The following is a 15061-nucleotide window of genomic DNA, read 5'->3' on the forward strand; positions in this document are numbered from 1 at the left end:
TCCGGCGCCGCGGCAGAGGCCTGCGCCCGGCCCTGTGGCGGGTAGTCCTGCCGACTCTCGCGGACACCTCAGCTCCGTGACCGTCCGGGCCCGCCGGCGCTCGGCGTGACGGTGATTCCCTTCAGGCGACCTGCGGCTGCCTGTGCGCGGTACCTTTCTTCGCTTGAGGCGGGGTCGAGCGGAACGTGTGTCGGTACGCCATCGGTGAGACGCCGAGGGTCGACGCAAGGTGGTTGCGCAGCGATGTCGCTGTCGCGTATCCGACGGTGGCGGCGATCTCGTCGACGCCGATGTCGGTGGTCTCCAGCAGCTCACGCGCGAGCGCGAGCCGCTGACGGGTCAGCCATTGCCGGGGGGCGAGGCCTGTCTCTGCCCGGAAGCGGCGCGCGAACGTGCGCTCGCTCATGTGCGCGTGCCGTGCGAGCTGCGAGACGGTGAGCGACTCGCCCAGGCGCTGTAGTGCCCACTGCCTGGTGTCCGAGGTCGATGCGTCCCGCGGGTCGGGAACGGGCCGTTCGATGAACTGCGCCTGCCCGCCGTCTCGGTGCGGTGCGACCACACAGCGCCGGGCGGCGGTCGTGGCCGTCTCGGAGCCGTGGTCCATGCGGATCAGGTGCAGGCACAGGTCGATGCCGGACGCCGCACCCGCCGAGGTGAGCACATCGCCCGCGTCCACGAACAACACGTTCTCGTCCAGGTCGATCCACGGGTACCACCTGCGGAACAGCGGCTCGCACTCCCAGTGCGTGGTCGCCGTGCGCCCCTTCAACAGCCCGGCTGCGGCGAGCGTGAACACACCGGTGCAGATCGACACGACGCGAGCCTCAGGGCGGATCAGTGCGAGCGCGGCACGGACGTCGTCATCGAGACCGCGCTTGAGGAACCGCGGCTCGACGGGCGCGACGATCACCGTGTCCGCGTGGCTGAGCGCGTCGACACCCGCCGTGGGCACGACGTCGAAACCCGCATTCGTCGCGATGGGCGCTCCCGTGGGCGTGCACAGCGTCACCTCGTAGGCGCCGTCCGTCGCGCCGAAGACCCGTGCAGGGATGCCGAGCTCGAACGGGTAGGCACCGTCCTGAGCGAGGACCACGACCCGGTGCGGTACACGAGGGGACATGACTTGATTATGACTCCGCGACACGTTCAGGCCATCCGCGGTGGTGAGGGTCTCGTGCTGGATCACGGGGGGCTCAGAAGGCGCCGTTGCCGTGCGGCAGATACGGAGGCACGGGCGCGGTCAGCGACCAGTGCTCGGCAACACGGCCGTCCCCGATCCGCCACAGGTCGTTGATGATCACGGGAAGGTCGGTCGTCCCCCGCGAACGCGTGTACACGAAGTCCGCGTCCGCGAGGACCATGTGCAGCTCGTCGTACGTCACGACCTGCGCGCGCAGCGCCTCCCGGAACCCGTCGATGCCGCCGGGATACGCGGGGTCGTGCTCGACCAGCTCCGGCGCGAGGTAGTCGGTCAGGTTCTCGTCCGCCCGCTCGATCAGGACACGCTGCACCAGGCGCTCGACCAGGGCCTTGTTCGTCGTCGTGTCGTGCGCGCCAGGGGAGAGTCCCGGTCCGCTCGTCTGCGAGCGTCCGTCGCCTGTCGGGGCGCTCGCAGGCCCGAGCGCGTCCCAGTGTTCGACGATCCTGCCGTCCCGTACGCGCCACACGTCGTAGCCGATCAGCGGTACCGGTGCGAAGCCGGAGAAGACACCGTGCGTCACGACCAGATCCTGGTCCGCGAGCGCTCGCACCAGTTCGTAGCCGGCCGACTCGGAGAGGCCCGACACCAGTCCGCGCAGCCCTTCGATGCCGTCCGGGGCGAGCGCGGAGTGCTGCACGTAGACCGGCCCGAAGAGGTCGTCGACGGCAGTCAGGTCCTTCTGGTTGAACAGGCGCTCGGTGGCGCCGACGACGATCTCTCTGGTGGACATGGTGCTCCTCAGGTCGTGGGCGGGCCGGCCGCCTCCACGAAGCTACTGACGGCAGATACCCATCGGGAAGCGATGTTCCTGCCAGGTTTCGCCACTTTCCCGCCGACTCCTGCAGACCCCGTCCCGTGCCCTGTCGCGCTGTGTGACGCTCGGATCCATGAGCACCGGAACGAACACGATCATCGGCTACTCCAGGAATCTCCCGGCGTCGGATCCGAACGCCTTCGAGGTGCGAACGGGACCGATCCCGGCGCCCGCCCCCGGGGAGCTCGTCGTGCGGGTGGAGGCCGTCTCGGTGAACCCGGTCGACGTGAAGGTTCGAGCTCACGCCTCGCCGCACGGGTTCCGCGTGCTCGGCTATGACGCCGCCGGGATCGTCGACGCGGTCGGCGAGGGTGTCTCGGAGTTCGCGCCAGGGGATGCGGTCTTCTACGCGGGCAGCATCGGCAGGGCAGGGAGCAACCAGCGCTTCCAGACCGTCGAGGCGCGGATGGTCGGCCGCAAGCCGGAGCGGGCCTCGTTCGGCGAGGCCGCCTCGTTGCCGCTCACCTCGCTGACCGCGTGGGAGGCGGTGTTCGACCGGCTCGGCGTCACCGACGACTCCGCTGGTGACCTGCTCGTCGTCGGCGCGAGCGGTGGCGTGGGATCCGTCCTGCTCCAGCTCGTGCGTGCCCGAGCGCCGAAGGTACGGCTGATCGGCACCGCGGGCGCGGCGAACGCCGAGTGGGTGCGCTCGATGGGAGCGCACGAGGTCGTCGACCACAGGGCCGACCTGGCGGCCCAGGTGCACGCCCTGGCGCCGGAGGGTGTGCGCTGGCTGTTCACCGCACACTCCGAGCACCAGGAGCGCGTGTACGCGAGCATCGTCGAGCCGTTCGGGCGCATCGTCGCGATCGACGACGGCCCGCGCGACGTCTCGCCGCTGAAGGACAAGAGCATCGGCTGGCTGTGGGAGCTGATGTTCACGGACCCGCTGCACCTGCCGCAGTCGCACCACCAGCGCTGGATCCTGGATCAGGTGTCCGCCCTCGTCGATTCCGGTCAGGTGCGACCGACCCTCACCGAGAACTTCGGGCCCATCTCGGTCGACTCGCTGCGACGCGCGCACGCAGCGGTCGAGACCGGCCGTGCTGTCGGCAAGATCGTGCTCGAGGGCTGGGAGGGCTGACATGGCGAGCACGATGCAGGCGATCACGCAGGACATCCTGGGCGGCCCCGAGGTGCTGCGCCTGGGCACCGTTGCCCGCCCGGAGCCGCGGATCGGTCAGGTGCTGGTCCGCGTGCACGCGGCTGGCGTCAACCCGGCCGACGCGATGAACCGGCAGACGGGCATCTTCGGTGGGCAGCCACCGTTCGTCCTCGGCTGGGACGTGTCCGGCGTGATCGAGGCGGTGGGCCCCGGGGTCACGCTGTTCGCACCCGGCGACGAGGTGTTCGGGCTGCTTCCGTTTCCCGCCGGCGGCGGTGCGTACGCGGAGTTCGCGATCGCCCCGACCCGGTCGCTGATCGCAAAGCCGGCCGGGCTGAGCCACGTACAGGCCGCTGCCATGCCGCTGGCGGGTCTGACCGCCTGGCAGGCGCTCGTCGAGACGGCGGGTCTCGCCGCCGGCGAGCGGGTCCTGATCACCGGCGCGTCGGGAGGGGTCGGCCACCTCGCGGTGCAGATCGCGACTGCGCGCGGTGCGCACGTGATCGCGCTGGCCTCGGGGGCGAACGCACAGTTCGTGCGTGGCCTGGGGGCCGCGGAGGTGCTTGACCACCACACCAGGGATGTCGGTGAGCTCAGCGATCTGGATGTGGTGCTCGACGTCCTCGGCGCGGAGTACCTGCTGAAGGCCGTCCGCGCCCTGCGGCCCGGCGGGCGCCTGGTCTCGACACTGCCGCAGAGCCTGGCCGCAGCCGCCCCCGCCGCAGCCGAGAAGGACGTCCGGATCAACGGTCTCTTCGTCGAGTCCGACCGGCTGGGCCTGATGGCGCTCGCCGAGCTCGTGAACGACGCAGAGCTCAAGCCCACTGTCGCGGCAACCTATCCGCTGGCGGAGGCCGGTACGGCCCACGCAACCAAGCATGGTCCCGGCAAGGTCGTCCTGACCGTCGCGTGACCGTCCGGCACTCTTCGAAAGGCCCCACCATGAACGACGCACCGATCCGGTTCAGCCGCACGTCCCCGCGGGTCGCGACCATCACGTTTACGAACCCGCCCGTGAACCTCGTCGTGGGAGCGACCGCGCAGCGGCTCTCCGAGATCGTGGACGAGCTCGGAGGCGACGAGCAGCTGCAGGTACTCGTCTTCGAGAGCGAAGTACCGGACTTCTTCCTGAACCACTTCGATCTCGCGCACCTTGCGGACTTCCCGCAACCGAAGGCCCCGGGCGGCCCGCACCCGTGGACCGACATCTCGCTGAAGCTCACCAAGGCGCCGTACATCACGGTCGGCAAGATCCGAGGGCGCACCCGGGGCGGTGGCAACGAGCTGGCTCTCGCCCTCGACCTGCGCTACGCCAGCCTGGAAAGGGCCTTCTTCGGCCAGCCCGAGGTCGGGACCGCGGTCGTCCCTGGTGGCGGCGGAACTGAACGCCTGCCACGGCTCGTCGGCCGCGACCGCGCGCTCGAGGCGGTGCTGACCTCGCTCGACTACGACGCCGCCACCGCCGAGAGGTGGGGCTGGGTGACCCGCGCACTACCGGACGCCGAGCTCGACGACTTCGTCGACGGGATCGTTGCCCGCCTCGCCGCGTTCGACCGCACGGCGCTCGCCACCGCCAAGCGCTTGGTGAACCGCGCCACCCTTCCCCCGGACGAGGATCTCGTCACCGCGTACCAGGAGTTCATCACGACGACGACACTTCCCGGGTACCTCGACCGAGCGTCCGCGCCCACCCCCACCGGGGAACAGGTTCTGCAGATCGAGTACACGCTCGGTGAGTTCCTCGGCGTCGCGGCACTGCGCCGTGCATCCGCGCGTGACTAGCCCGGCGCACAGCGGAGGCGCATCCAGGTCGACCACCACGAGTGGGGTGGCGCGGTCCTGATTCCTCCGGCCTGCCGGGCGGCCCGGACCCGCGCTGGCGAGCACCGCCGCTCGTGGGCACGCTGGACGCAGCCGACGGACGCAGCCGACGAGGGAGCGCGCAGGTGGACACCGACCGCACCGCAGGACCCGCGCCATGGTGAGGACCGTGGACGCCGTCGTCGTGGGCGCCGGACCCAACGGGCTGGTCGCGGCCAACGCCCTCGTGGACGCCGGCTGGGAGGTCCTGGTGCTGGAGGAGCAGGACGTCGTGGGCGGCGCGGTCCGGACCGCCGAGGTGACGGCGCCCGGGTACCGCACCGACCTGTTCAGCGCGTTCTACCCGCTCGCGGCCGGCTCGCCGGTGATCCGCGACCTGCACCTGGAGCAGCACGGGCTCGCCTGGTCGCGTGCGCCGTCCGTCCTCGCGCACGTGCTCGACGACGGCCGGGCCGCGGTGCTGCACGACGAACCCGAGGACACCGCCGCGGGCCTGGAGACGTTCGCCCCGGGGGACGGCGACGCGTGGCTGCGGGTGTTCGCCGGCTGGCAGCGCGTGCGCGACCCGCTGCTCGACGCGCTGTTCAGCCCGCTGCCCGCCGTCGGACCCGTGCTGCGGCTGCTGCGCAGGATCGGTACGGGCGGCGCGCTGGACCTCGCCCGCCTCGCCGTGCTGCCGGTGCGCCGGCTCGCGGACGAGACCTTCCGGGGCGAGGGCGGCGCTCTCCTGCTCACGGGCAACGCGATGCACGCCGACGTACCGCCGGACGCGGCCGGCAGCGGCGTGTTCGGCTGGCTGCTGGCCATGCTCGGCCAGGACGTCGGCTTCCCCGTGCCGGTCGGCGGCGCCGGGGCGCTGGCCGGGGCGCTGGCCGCACGCGTGCGGGCAGGCGGGGGAGAGATCGTCACCGGGATGCGTGTCGACCGGGTGCTGATCGGGCGCGGTCGCGCCGTCGGCGTCCGGACCGCGCACGGTGAGCTGGTCCGGGCCCGGCAGGCGGTGCTGGCCGACGTCGGCGCGCCCGCCCTCTACCGCGACCTGGTGGGGCTGGAGCACCTGCCGGGGCGCCTGGTGCGCGACCTCGACCGGTTCCAGTGGGACCACCCGACCTTCAAGGTCAACTGGGCGCTGGAGGCGCCGCTGGCCTGGACGGCCGAGGCGGCCCGGGGCGCCGGGACGGTGCACCTGGGCGTGGACCGGCGGGGGTTCGTCGACGTGGCCGCGGCGCTGTCGAAGGGGCAGGCCCCGGCGCGGCCGTTCCTGGTCCTGGGGCAGATGACGACGTCCGACCCGACCCGTTCGCCCCGCGGCACCGAGTCCGCGTGGGCCTACACCCACGTGCCCCACGGCGTGGACTGGACCGACGAGACGGTCGCCCGCCAGGCGCGGCGCGTCGAGGACGCCCTGGACCGCGTCGCGCCCGGGTTCCGCGACGCCGTGGTGGGCAGATCGGTCCAGAGCCCGGCCGACCTGCAGGCGGCCGACGCCAACCTCGCCGGAGGCGCGGTCAACGGCGGCACGTCGGCGGTGCACCAGCAGCTGTTCCTCCGGCCGACGCCGGGCCTCGGCCGGCCCGAGACCCCGGTCGAGCGGTTGTACCTTGCCGGCGCGGCCACCCACCCGGGCGGTGGCGTGCACGGGGCGTGCGGCTGGAACGCCGCGCGGGTGGCGCTGGCCGCGGCGAACCCGTGGGGCAGGATCCCGCGGGCGCTCGCCCGCAGCGCGTGGGCCCGGCTGCTGCGCGACGGGTGAGGCGCCGCCCGCCGTGCGGCAGCGCCGCCGGAGCCGGTCAGTGCGCGAGCTGTCCGGGTGTCCGTCGCTCGGCGAGCAGGGCCAGCCGGCGCAGGGTCTCGACGTTCCGCGGGCCGATCGCGGCGGCGCGCACCGGTCGCGGCAGCAGCGTCCCGGGCCCCTTGTCGGCGTCCTCCGTGATGCGCACCCGGCACCCGTCGCCGGCCGGCGCCACCTCGATGAGCACGCGCGCCTCGCCCGCGGGCCATCCCCGGGCCTGCAGCTCGATGGAGCGCTCCGGGTCCCACGCGCGCACGACCGTCTCGTCGTCGAGCAGCGCCGGCCACAGCCCCACGGAGTGCAGGATGCGGGTGCCCGGCTCCGGCCACGCGCGGTCCACGGCCCGGATGCGGGCCGTGCCCACCACCCAGCTCGAGTACGCCCAGCCGTCGGCCAGCACCCCGAGCACGGCCTCCGGGGCGCAGCGGGCGGCCCGCGTGACGGTCACCATGCTCTGTACGGTAGCGAGGTCCGGGCCACCGGCAACCGGCGGGCCGGGGTCGTGTGCGAGTGGGCGCCGCCGTGCCTAGTGTCGAGGGACGCCCCGGGGCCACCTGCAGGCAGGGAGCCCTGACCCGAGCACGGGAGCGCCTGATGACCGAGCACCAGCCCACCCCACCCCGGCCCGTGCCGGACGGCGCCGACGCGGCCCTGGTCACCGGGGCGTCGAGCGGCATCGGGTTCGAGATCGCCCGCGAGCTGGTCCGGCGGGGCCACGACGTGGTGGTGGTGGCCGAGCGCGGGGTGGACGAGGCGGTGCAGCGGTTGCGCGAGCACACGGACGTCCGGGTCACGGGCCTTCAGGTCGACCTCGCCCGGCCCGACGGCGTGGAGCAGGCGGCCGCCCGGGCGCGGGAGACCGGGGTGCGCACCTTCGTGCTCAACGCGGGCGTCGGCGTGCACGGGCCCTTCCGGCACACCCCGCTGGAGGACGAGCTGCGGCTCGTCGACCTGAACGTCCGCTCCGTGGTGCACCTCGCGCACCTCGTGGTGCCCGGGCTGGTCGCGGCGGGTACGGGACGGATCCTGGTCACGTCGTCGATCGCGGCCACGATGCCCGCACCCCTGTTCGGCACGTACGCCGCGTCGAAGGCGTTCCTGCGCTCGTTCGCGTGGTCGCTGCGCGGCGAGCTCGCCGGAACCGGCGTGTCGGTGACCACCCTGCTGCCCTCGGCGACCCGCACGCCGTTCTTCCGGTCGGCCCAGATGGAACGCACGCACATCGGGCGGGCGCCGAAGGCCCGCGCCGCCACGGTGGCCCGCCGGGCGGTCGACGCGCTCCAGGCGGGCCGGGCGGAGGCGGTGCCCGGCCTGCAGGCCAAGGCGATGGTCGCCATCGGCTGGCTGCTCCCGCAGCCGGCCCGCGCGGCGTTCCACGGCTGGTTCTATGCTCCGGGCGCCCGGCCGGGAACCGGCTGACGCCGGAGCCGGTGCCGGGTGTGCGCCGCGCACCGCAGCCGTGTCCCCGCGTACGGCACCCCGCCGCACAGCCACCATCCCGCGGCGAGCCAGGCGCACACGGCGCGCTCCAGCACCCACGCCGGGGCCCACAGCGCCGCCGTCGCCGGGAAGTGCTCGACGCCGCCGGCCCGACGTCGACCGGCCTCCGCGACCACCACGGAGCCGGCCAGCAGGGCGACCAGGACCAGACGGCCCCCTTGCCGCCCGCGCCCGGAGCCCCGCACGGCAAGCGTGGCGGCCGCCGTGAGCAGAGGCGCCAGCGCCAGCTCCGCGAGCAGCCGGGGCGGCTGGGCCAGGGAGTCGTACGCCTGCCGGACCCGCTGCTCGGCGAACCGGCGGAGGCCGGGCGGGCGCCGTCGTACCACGAGGCCGGGCGCGGCCAGGACCCGGCCGCCCCGGGACCGGACCGTCCGTTCGAGCTCCAGGTTCTCGAACAGCACGTGCGGGTCGTACCCGGTCGCGCCGAGCGCGGCGCGCCGGAACGCGACGGTCCCGGCGTAGTCGTGCCCGAACGCCCGGTTGACCAGCGACCGCGCCGTGTCCCACCGGGCGTGCCACGGGAGCGGGGCGAACACGTTCTGCGGGACGACCAGGTCCACGTCGCCCAGGGCCGCCAGCACCCGGTCGAGCGCGGCGTCGTCGTACCGTACGTCGTCGTCCGCCACCACGACGAGCGCCTCGGTGGTCGCGGCCAGGCCGGCGCGCACCCCGATCACCTTGCCGTTGGTCCGGTGCGGCACCGTGGGCACGACGACGGTGCGCACCCCCGCCCCCCACGCGGCAGCGTGCCGGTCCCGCACCCCGGCCGGCGACCCGTCCGCCACCACCACGGGCACACGCCGCGCGACGCCGCGCAGGTACGCCGCCAGCTCGGCCAGCTCACCGGGGTCGACGCCGGGGCGCCGCAGCGGCAGCACGTACACCGCATCGGCGAGCCGGTCAGGCAGGAGCTCAGGCACGCGCGTCGGCCGGATCGTCGAGCGGGGCCAGCAGCGCGGAGTCACCCTGCCGCCAGCGGCGCAGCGCGTGCGCGGCGACGTCACCCTCCACCGCCAGGCAGGCCGCGGCCCCGAACAGCACGTCGTCGCGCAGCGCGGGTTCCTGCTCGGCGAGCCGGCCCGCGAGGTCACGACCGGCGATCTGCTCGTGCACGGCGTCGGCCTCCACGTGCTCGTCGAAGTACTCGGTGGTGCCCGGGTCGTGGCCCAGGCGCCGGAAGCCGTCGGCGTAGAGCCGGCTCGGGATGGACGACGTCATCTCGAACGCCGCGAGATGGCCGACGATCGCGCCCCGCAGCCGCCGGTGCAGCCCGAACAGGGACATCGTGTTGAGCGCCACCAGCACCTCGGTGGGCACGACGTCGACGTACCGGCCGTAGGCGTCGTCCAGGCCGGCGCCCCGCATCGTCCGTGCGAAGAGCTCGGCGTGCATGCGGCCAGGGCGGCCGCCGCCGTACTCGTCGGCCTGGATCTCCACCAGCGCCGCCTTGGGCGCACCGGCGAGACGCGGGACGGCCCACGTGTGCGGGTCGGCCTCCCGCAGCTGGTAGAGGGACCTGAGCACCAGCAGCTCCCGGGCCTGCGCGGCGTCGGCGCGCCGGGCGACGTAGCGCGCCAGCCGGGGGCCGCCGTCCGAGGCCGTGAGGTCGAACAGCCACCGGGCCACACCGGCGGCGTCGGTCTCGGCGCACGGCGGGTGCGCCGCACGCGTGCGCAGGGCCGCCTCGAACGGTGCCTCCAGCGACTGCCGGACGGCGAGGAGCTCCGGCTCCCACTCCCAGGCGTCGTCGACGCCGTCCACGCCGCGGTGGTGCAGCTCGTACAGGACCGTGAGCGCGAGCTGCAGGTCCGCGTCGCCCAGCACGTCGGGCTCCGGCGCGAGGGCATCGGCGACGGCGCGGCGCAGGGCTGCCGGCCGGGTTGCCTCCGTGCCCGACGCCGTGCCCGACGTCGGGCACGACGCCGTGCCGCACCCGGTCCTGGGCGGCCCGGCGGTGAGGACTGCGAGGAGGGCGGCGCTCACCGGGCCGCGGGGGCGCGGCGTCGGCATGCGGTCCGCGGGCCGGGGTCCCGGACCGGCGTCGGTCGTGGTGGCGCTGTCCCGTACCGGTGTGGCGGTCATCTGCGGCTCCTGGTCGTGCGCGGGGCTCGCGCCCCTGCTCGACGCCGTACTCATCGTGCGCACGAACCGCGCCGGTCGCAAGCGCGTCCCGGCCCCGCCGCAGGCAGGTGCCGGGTTGCGAGCGGCACCCGTCCTCCTAGGTTGGGGGCAGGACGCGGCCCAGCGGGACGACGCGAGCGACGACGGGAGCGGGACCATGACCGAGACCACCCGGCCCACCGGCGACCCTGCTGATGCGGCCGACCCCGCCGTCGACGCGGGCCCCCTCCGCGCGACCGACGTCACCGTCACCGCGTGCCCCGACGGCCCGCTGCTGGTGCGGGGTCCCGCCACCATCCTGGGACCCGACGGCGAGCCCGTGCCGCGCCGCCGCGCGACGGTGGCCCTGTGCCGCTGCGGTGGCACGGCCATCGCGCCGTGGTGCGACGGGACGCACAAGGTCAACGGGTTCCGCACGACCGGGCCGGACGACGGTTCGGCCGCCGGTCCGCGCTGACTCACTCCGACGGCGTGTACCGCTGCTCCGGGGCGAACACCGGGTCGGCGTCGGGGTCGAGCTCGACGTGCAGCGCGCCCCGGAGGTCGTCGAGCACGACGACGGCGCTGCCGTCCACCGGCACGCGGTCCGCCGAGGTGCGCATCCGTGCCGTGACCTCGCGGCGCCCGGCGGGCGTGTCGTAGACGACGGTCACGTCGAGCTCGGGGTCGTTGTGCAGCCAGAGGCGGACCTCGCCCAGCCGGAGCCGGCCCGTGTACCGCAGGCTGTCGCGGCGCAGCCGTTCGATGGTCTCCTGGCGCCCGCGGGCGTGGCGCAGCGCGCCCGGGAGCCGGGCCGCGATCGTCAGCCCCCATCCGGCGGCCAGCACGGCCACGACGGCCGGTATCAGCACGCCCTCCGTGCCCGGCACACCGTCCAGCGTCTCCCGGACCCGCGCGGCCGGGTCGTCCGCAGCGGCGACCCGGGCCACCGCGCCGCCACCGGCACCGAGGGCGACCCCCGCCAGCAGCGGCGCCCACGACCACAGGGACGCGGCGCGACGCTGCCCGAACGTCTCGAGCGCGTGCTCGGCGAGGCCGACCGTGCCGAGCACGGCCAGGTAACCGAGCACGAGCACGCCCGCCACCAGCCAGCCGCCGCTCTGGCCCACCGTGCAGGAGCCGGCCGTCGCGTGGCACAGCAGCCAGGAGGCCACGAGCGCCTCGGCCGCCCAGACGAGGCCGGTCAGCAGCGCCGGCGCCAGCAGCCGGGCCGTCACCCGCCCGGGTGCCCGGCCGGGGGCGAGCCCCGTGAGCCGCGATGCCCGGTCGGTGACGGAGAACACCGGACGGTGGTCCCACCAGTGGGCCGAGACCTCGTCCCGGGGGGTCACGGCCTCGGTCATGTCTGCCTCCCGCTCGGTCCCCGTCGTCGGGGTGCCGTCATTCTGCCGGGCGCGCACGCCCCGGCGCCAGGGGTCATGCCCGCTCGCCGAGCGCCACCACGCCGCGCCGCAGGGTCACCACGAGCGCCCCGGCGACGAACAGGTCGTCCCCGGACGGCTGCCGGGCCGCGCGCACCGCGCCGGCCAGCGCGGCGACGGCCCCGGCGGCCCGGTCGGCGGCGTCGCCGTCGTGGTCGTCGTCGGGCCGCGTGCGCAGGGCCTCCGCGTAGGCACGGAGGGCGGTGGCCAGGACAGGGCGCATGTCGGGGCCGAGTGCGACGTCCTGACGGTCCGCGCGTTCCCACTCGGCCAGGAGCCGCACCACGTCGTCGACCACGTCGGCGGCGGTCCACAGGGCCTCGGCGCGGCGCGCCTGCGCGGCGGCCCAGCCGCCGTACCGGTGCCCTCGCCGGTTGACCCGCATCGCCTCGTGGGCCCGGGACACGGCGTCGTGGGAGCGGTCGATGGTCGGTGCGACGTCGCGGCGCCGCTGCTGCCACTCGTCGGCGGCGAGCGGCCCGACCCGTTCGAGCCGGTCGGCGAGCAGCTCCACCTGGTCCACGAGCACGGTGCGCAGGCGGTCCAGCGCGTCCTCCGACGGGGTGAGCGGCAGGGGCGGGAACAGCAGGTTCACGCCGGTGCCGATCGCCGCGCCCACCACGATGAGCCCGGCGAACACCGTGATGTACTCGAGCTGCTCCGCTCCGCCGAGGATGAGCACGAACAACGCCGAGGTCACCACCCACGTCCCCATCTCGCCGAAGACGCGCCAGCCGGAGCACAGCAGGGCGGCCCCCACCACGAGGGCCACCGACAGCGTGCTGGAGCCGAGCGCCAGGTCGACGCCGCGGGCCAGCACCGCGCCCGCGAGCACCGCCCCGGTCGCCTGCACGGAGTCCCGTACCGACCGGACGGCGGTGCTCGAGGTGGCGATGATCGCCCCGAGCGGCGCGTAGTACGGCTGCTCGGAGAACGGCGCCGGCGCCAGCGCCCCCACCACCCACGCCAGCGACGCCGCGAGCGCGCCCTTGGCGGCCAGACCCCAGCGGGGGTGGCGCGCCCAGTGCGCGTGCAGGGTGGTGAGCAGGGTGGTGAGGCGCTGTGACGGTGTGGGCATCACCGCCAGGCTCACGCGGCGCCGGGCCACGCGCATCCGGGACCGGTCAGGTCCGGGTGCGCCGGGCGAGCCCGAGGATCAGGCTGACCACCAGGACGGCCACGCCGATCCAGATCAGGAACTGCCCGATCTCCGTCGCGACCCCCAGGATCACGAGGACCACGCCGATGATGATGAGGACGAGCCAGGCAGGCATCTGAGACCTCCTTCGTCGTGGCGACGCGGGGTGCGCCGCCGTTGATCCGAGGTTCGTCCTGTTTGTGGTCACTCGCACCTGAGAGGCCGGGCGCCGGCGGATGCGGGCTGACCGGGGTGTTGCCTGGTGGGCGGCCAGGGGCCTACGGTGGTCGGACCCGGGGTCATGAAGCGGCTCCAGATCTCCTGGATCTGGAGGTTCCCATGTCCCCACCCGGCATCTCTCCCGACGACCCCGCGCTGCGCGCCGTCGTCATCGGCCTGGTCTCCGTCGAGCGGGTCAAGAGCGTCGTCGCCGTGGTCCGCGGTGTCGACGAGGACGCCGCCGAGCGCGTGCTCACCGACGTGGCCCGCGAGGCCGGTGTGCCCCTGTGGGCGGCCTCCGACCAGGTGCTCGCGAACCTGCAGACCCAGGTGGGCATCGCCGGCCTCACCCCGGACACGCTGGACCGCGCGCTCGACGCCGTCTGCCCGGCGGCTTCGTCAGGCTGAGCGGCCGGCGGCCGTGAGCACCTTCAGCAGGGCCCGCTCGTCGGCGTCCATCCACCGTGACGTGCGTGCGGCGGCGGCGCCGGAGCGCTCGACGAGGCGGTCGAGCTCGGCGCGGTCCTCGGTCAGCAGCACGGGGTGCACGTAGCTCTTGCGGCACACCACCGGGGTGTTGTGCAGGTGGGCCGCGGCGATCCGGACGGCCTCGGCGCGCTGGGCGTCGTGCTCCTGCCGGGTGTGCGGCGTCAGCCCGCGCAGGTGACCCAGGACGAGGGCGCTGGCGCCCCACGTCCGGAACGTCTTGGCGGTGTACCCGTCACCCATGACCCGGCCGAGGTACTCGTTGACGTCCCGGGACCCGACGGTGCGGGTCTCGTTGCCGTCCACGTACTGCAGCAGGCGCTGGCCCGGCAGCTCCTGGCACCGGCGCACCACGTTCGCCACGCGCCGGTCGTGCAGGACGACGTCGTGCGGGGTGCCCGACTTGCCGCGGAAGCGGAACCGGATCTCGGCGCCCTGCACCTCGGCGTGCCGGGAACGCAGGGTCGTCAGCCCGAACGACGCGCCGGACCGCACGTACTCGTCGTTCCCGACCCGGATCAGGGTCTCGTCGAGCAGCCGGACGACGGTCGCGACCACCCGCTGCGGGCCCAGCCGCGGTGAGCGCAGGTCGGCGTCGACCTGCTTGCGCAGCGTGACCAGGGCGCGGCCGAACTCCACCAGGTCGTCGAACTTCGCGGTGTCCCGCTGCTCGCGCCACAGCCGGTGGTAGAGGTACTGCTTGCGGTGCCTGGCGTCGCGCCCGGTGGCCTGGAGATGACCGGTGGGGTCAGCGCAGATCCACACGTCGGTCCATGCCGGCGGCACGGCGAGCGTGCGGAGGCGGGCCAGCGTCGCGGCGTCGGTGATGCGGGCGCCCCGGTGGTCCGTGTACGAGAACCCGCGACCCCGCCGCCGGCGGTGGATGCCGGGGTCGGAGTCGCTGGTGTGGGTGAGCGCGCTCAGCGGTTGGGCTCGGCATCCGAGATGTCCGCCAGGGCGGACGACGGGTCGCGCTCCACGGCGAGGTCGCCGATCGAGACGATGCCCACCAGCACGTCGCCGTCCAGCACCGGGACCCGGCGCACGGCGGCGGAGCGCATCACCTCGACCGCGGTCTCGACCGGGTCGGTGTGGCCGACCGTGACCACCTTCTCGCTGGCGACCTGCTGCACCGGGGCGTCCACGCCGTGGCCCTCGGCCAGGCCGCGCACCACCAGGTCCCGGTCGGTCACCACGCCGACGGCGGTGTTGTCGCTGGTCACCACCAGCGCGCCGACGTTCTCGGCGGCCATCAGCCGGGCGGCCTCGCGCAGCGGCTGGGTCGCGTCGACGGTGGTGGGTGCGGGGGTCATCACATCGGCGACCGTCTGCCGGGTCGTGTCGTTCTCCATCGTCGTTCTCCATCCCTCGGGGACGTGGACGGCGGGCTGCTTCACCGACCCCTCCAGCATGGCCCGCGGGGCCCTCGCTCGCACGCGCGCC

At 74.5% G+C, this 15061-nt stretch carries 17 protein-coding genes; 7 read left to right on the plus strand and 10 right to left on the minus strand.

The features are described from left to right. Positions 1 to 121: 121 nt before the first annotated feature. Both ACO229_RS08510 and ACO229_RS08515 read right to left on the minus strand, forming a co-directional pair. Positions 122 to 1186, minus strand: coding sequence for a GlxA family transcriptional regulator (locus ACO229_RS08510; protein WP_423464554.1), 1065 nt, complete (start codon positions 1184 to 1186; stop codon positions 122 to 124). A gap of 7 nt (positions 1187 to 1193) precedes the next feature. Continuing rightward, positions 1194 to 1931 (minus strand): nuclear transport factor 2 family protein, encoded by a 738-nt coding sequence (locus ACO229_RS08515; protein ID WP_423464555.1) that lies wholly within the window; start codon positions 1929 to 1931, stop codon positions 1194 to 1196. A 157-nt stretch (positions 1932 to 2088) separates the two neighbouring features. On the opposite strand from ACO229_RS08515, the gene ACO229_RS08520 reads away from it, so the two are divergent. The 4 genes from ACO229_RS08520 to ACO229_RS08535 all read left to right on the plus strand — a co-directional run bounded on the left by ACO229_RS08520 (position 2089) and on the right by ACO229_RS08535 (position 6694). Then, on the plus strand, positions 2089 to 3099 hold the full coding sequence (locus tag ACO229_RS08520) for a zinc-binding alcohol dehydrogenase family protein (protein WP_423464556.1): 1011 nt from the start codon (positions 2089 to 2091) through the stop codon (positions 3097 to 3099). A gap of 1 nt (position 3100) precedes the next feature. After that, a complete protein-coding gene (locus ACO229_RS08525) occupies positions 3101 to 4033 on the plus strand; it encodes an NADP-dependent oxidoreductase (RefSeq protein WP_423464557.1) in 933 nt (310 codons plus the stop codon). 29 nt (positions 4034 to 4062) lie between these two features. Next, complete coding sequence (locus tag ACO229_RS08530; protein ID WP_397433759.1) at positions 4063 to 4902, plus strand: enoyl-CoA hydratase/isomerase family protein; 840 nt, start codon at positions 4063 to 4065, stop codon at positions 4900 to 4902. Positions 4903 to 5098: 196 nt separating this feature from the next. Then, positions 5099 to 6694, plus strand: coding sequence for a phytoene desaturase family protein (locus ACO229_RS08535; RefSeq protein ID WP_423464558.1), 1596 nt, complete (start codon positions 5099 to 5101; stop codon positions 6692 to 6694). A 37-nt stretch (positions 6695 to 6731) separates the two neighbouring features. Here the strand turns inward: ACO229_RS08535 and ACO229_RS08540 are convergent, their stop codons facing one another. Next, complete coding sequence (locus ACO229_RS08540) at positions 6732 to 7184, minus strand: SRPBCC family protein (RefSeq protein ID WP_397417746.1); 453 nt, start codon at positions 7182 to 7184, stop codon at positions 6732 to 6734. A gap of 143 nt (positions 7185 to 7327) precedes the next feature. On the opposite strand from ACO229_RS08540, the gene ACO229_RS08545 reads away from it, so the two are divergent. After that, positions 7328 to 8152, plus strand: a complete 825-nt coding sequence (locus ACO229_RS08545; protein WP_423464559.1) for an SDR family NAD(P)-dependent oxidoreductase — start codon at positions 7328 to 7330, stop codon at positions 8150 to 8152. Here the strand turns inward: ACO229_RS08545 and ACO229_RS08550 are convergent. Both ACO229_RS08550 and ACO229_RS08555 read right to left on the minus strand, forming a co-directional pair. Next, positions 8119 to 9153, minus strand: a complete 1035-nt coding sequence (locus ACO229_RS08550) for a glycosyltransferase (RefSeq protein WP_423464560.1) — start codon at positions 9151 to 9153, stop codon at positions 8119 to 8121. The two genes, ACO229_RS08545 and ACO229_RS08550, sit on opposite strands and share 34 nt — an antisense overlap. Further along, positions 9146 to 10243, minus strand: coding sequence for an iron-containing redox enzyme family protein (locus ACO229_RS08555; protein ID WP_423465281.1), 1098 nt, complete (start codon positions 10241 to 10243; stop codon positions 9146 to 9148). Before ACO229_RS08555 ends, ACO229_RS08550 begins: the two co-directional genes overlap by 8 nt. Before the next feature lie 61 nt (positions 10244 to 10304). Between ACO229_RS08555 and ACO229_RS08560 the strand changes: the two genes are divergently transcribed. After that, positions 10305 to 10811, plus strand: a complete 507-nt coding sequence (locus ACO229_RS08560) for a CDGSH iron-sulfur domain-containing protein (RefSeq protein WP_423464561.1) — start codon at positions 10305 to 10307, stop codon at positions 10809 to 10811. Between the two features lies 1 nt (position 10812). On the opposite strand, the gene ACO229_RS08565 is transcribed toward ACO229_RS08560, so the two are convergent. From ACO229_RS08565 to ACO229_RS08575, 3 genes are all read right to left on the minus strand, one after another. Next, entirely contained in the window at positions 10813 to 11697 is an 885-nt protein-coding gene (locus ACO229_RS08565; protein ID WP_423464562.1) for a hypothetical protein, read from the minus strand. Between the two features lie 73 nt (positions 11698 to 11770). Further along, entirely contained in the window at positions 11771 to 12853 is a 1083-nt protein-coding gene (locus tag ACO229_RS08570; RefSeq protein ID WP_423464563.1) for a hypothetical protein, read from the minus strand. A gap of 46 nt (positions 12854 to 12899) precedes the next feature. Continuing rightward, positions 12900 to 13049, minus strand: a complete 150-nt coding sequence (locus ACO229_RS08575) for a hypothetical protein (protein WP_397417734.1) — start codon at positions 13047 to 13049, stop codon at positions 12900 to 12902. Positions 13050 to 13252: 203 nt separating this feature from the next. Here ACO229_RS08575 and ACO229_RS08580 point away from each other — a divergent pair, with 203 nt between their 5' ends. Then, on the plus strand, positions 13253 to 13540 hold the full coding sequence (locus tag ACO229_RS08580; protein ID WP_423464564.1) for a hypothetical protein: 288 nt from the start codon (positions 13253 to 13255) through the stop codon (positions 13538 to 13540). Here ACO229_RS08580 and ACO229_RS08585 read toward each other — a convergent pair. Together ACO229_RS08585 and ACO229_RS08590 are read right to left on the minus strand one after the other, a co-directional pair. Further along, positions 13532 to 14542 (minus strand): DNA topoisomerase IB, encoded by a 1011-nt coding sequence (locus ACO229_RS08585; protein WP_423465282.1) that lies wholly within the window; start codon positions 14540 to 14542, stop codon positions 13532 to 13534. The genes ACO229_RS08580 and ACO229_RS08585 overlap by 9 nt on opposite strands. Continuing rightward, entirely contained in the window at positions 14539 to 14970 is a 432-nt protein-coding gene (locus tag ACO229_RS08590) for a CBS domain-containing protein (protein ID WP_397433751.1), read from the minus strand. Before ACO229_RS08590 ends, ACO229_RS08585 begins: the two co-directional genes overlap by 4 nt. Positions 14971 to 15061: the final 91 nt, after the last annotated feature.

The sequence above is a fragment of the Promicromonospora sp. MS192 genome (assembly GCF_049532985.1).
GTDB lineage: Bacteria > Actinomycetota > Actinomycetes > Actinomycetales > Cellulomonadaceae > Promicromonospora.

What these genes read in the sequence shown, in the direction of transcription:
- ACO229_RS08515 (WP_423464555.1), bottom strand. Translation starts at nt 1,931, where the DNA reads ATGTCCACCAGAGAGATCGTCGTCGGCGCCACCGAGCGCCTGTTCAAC.
- ACO229_RS08520 (WP_423464556.1), top strand. Translation starts at nt 2,089, where the DNA reads ATGAGCACCGGAACGAACACGATCATCGGCTACTCCAGGAATCTCCCG.
- ACO229_RS08525 (WP_423464557.1), top strand. Translation starts at nt 3,101, where the DNA reads ATGGCGAGCACGATGCAGGCGATCACGCAGGACATCCTGGGCGGCCCC.
- ACO229_RS08530 (WP_397433759.1), top strand. Translation starts at nt 4,063, where the DNA reads ATGAACGACGCACCGATCCGGTTCAGCCGCACGTCCCCGCGGGTCGCG.
- ACO229_RS08535 (WP_423464558.1), top strand. Translation starts at nt 5,099, where the DNA reads ATGGTGAGGACCGTGGACGCCGTCGTCGTGGGCGCCGGACCCAACGGG.
- ACO229_RS08540 (WP_397417746.1), bottom strand. Translation starts at nt 7,184, where the DNA reads ATGGTGACCGTCACGCGGGCCGCCCGCTGCGCCCCGGAGGCCGTGCTC.
- ACO229_RS08545 (WP_423464559.1), top strand. Translation starts at nt 7,328, where the DNA reads ATGACCGAGCACCAGCCCACCCCACCCCGGCCCGTGCCGGACGGCGCC.
- ACO229_RS08555 (WP_423465281.1), bottom strand. Translation starts at nt 10,243, where the DNA reads ATGCCGACGCCGCGCCCCCGCGGCCCGGTGAGCGCCGCCCTCCTCGCA.
- ACO229_RS08565 (WP_423464562.1), bottom strand. Translation starts at nt 11,697, where the DNA reads ATGACCGAGGCCGTGACCCCCCGGGACGAGGTCTCGGCCCACTGGTGG.
- ACO229_RS08570 (WP_423464563.1), bottom strand. Translation starts at nt 12,853, where the DNA reads ATGCCCACACCGTCACAGCGCCTCACCACCCTGCTCACCACCCTGCAC.
- ACO229_RS08575 (WP_397417734.1), bottom strand. Translation starts at nt 13,049, where the DNA reads ATGCCTGCCTGGCTCGTCCTCATCATCATCGGCGTGGTCCTCGTGATC.
- ACO229_RS08580 (WP_423464564.1), top strand. Translation starts at nt 13,253, where the DNA reads ATGTCCCCACCCGGCATCTCTCCCGACGACCCCGCGCTGCGCGCCGTC.
- ACO229_RS08590 (WP_397433751.1), bottom strand. Translation starts at nt 14,970, where the DNA reads ATGGAGAACGACACGACCCGGCAGACGGTCGCCGATGTGATGACCCCC.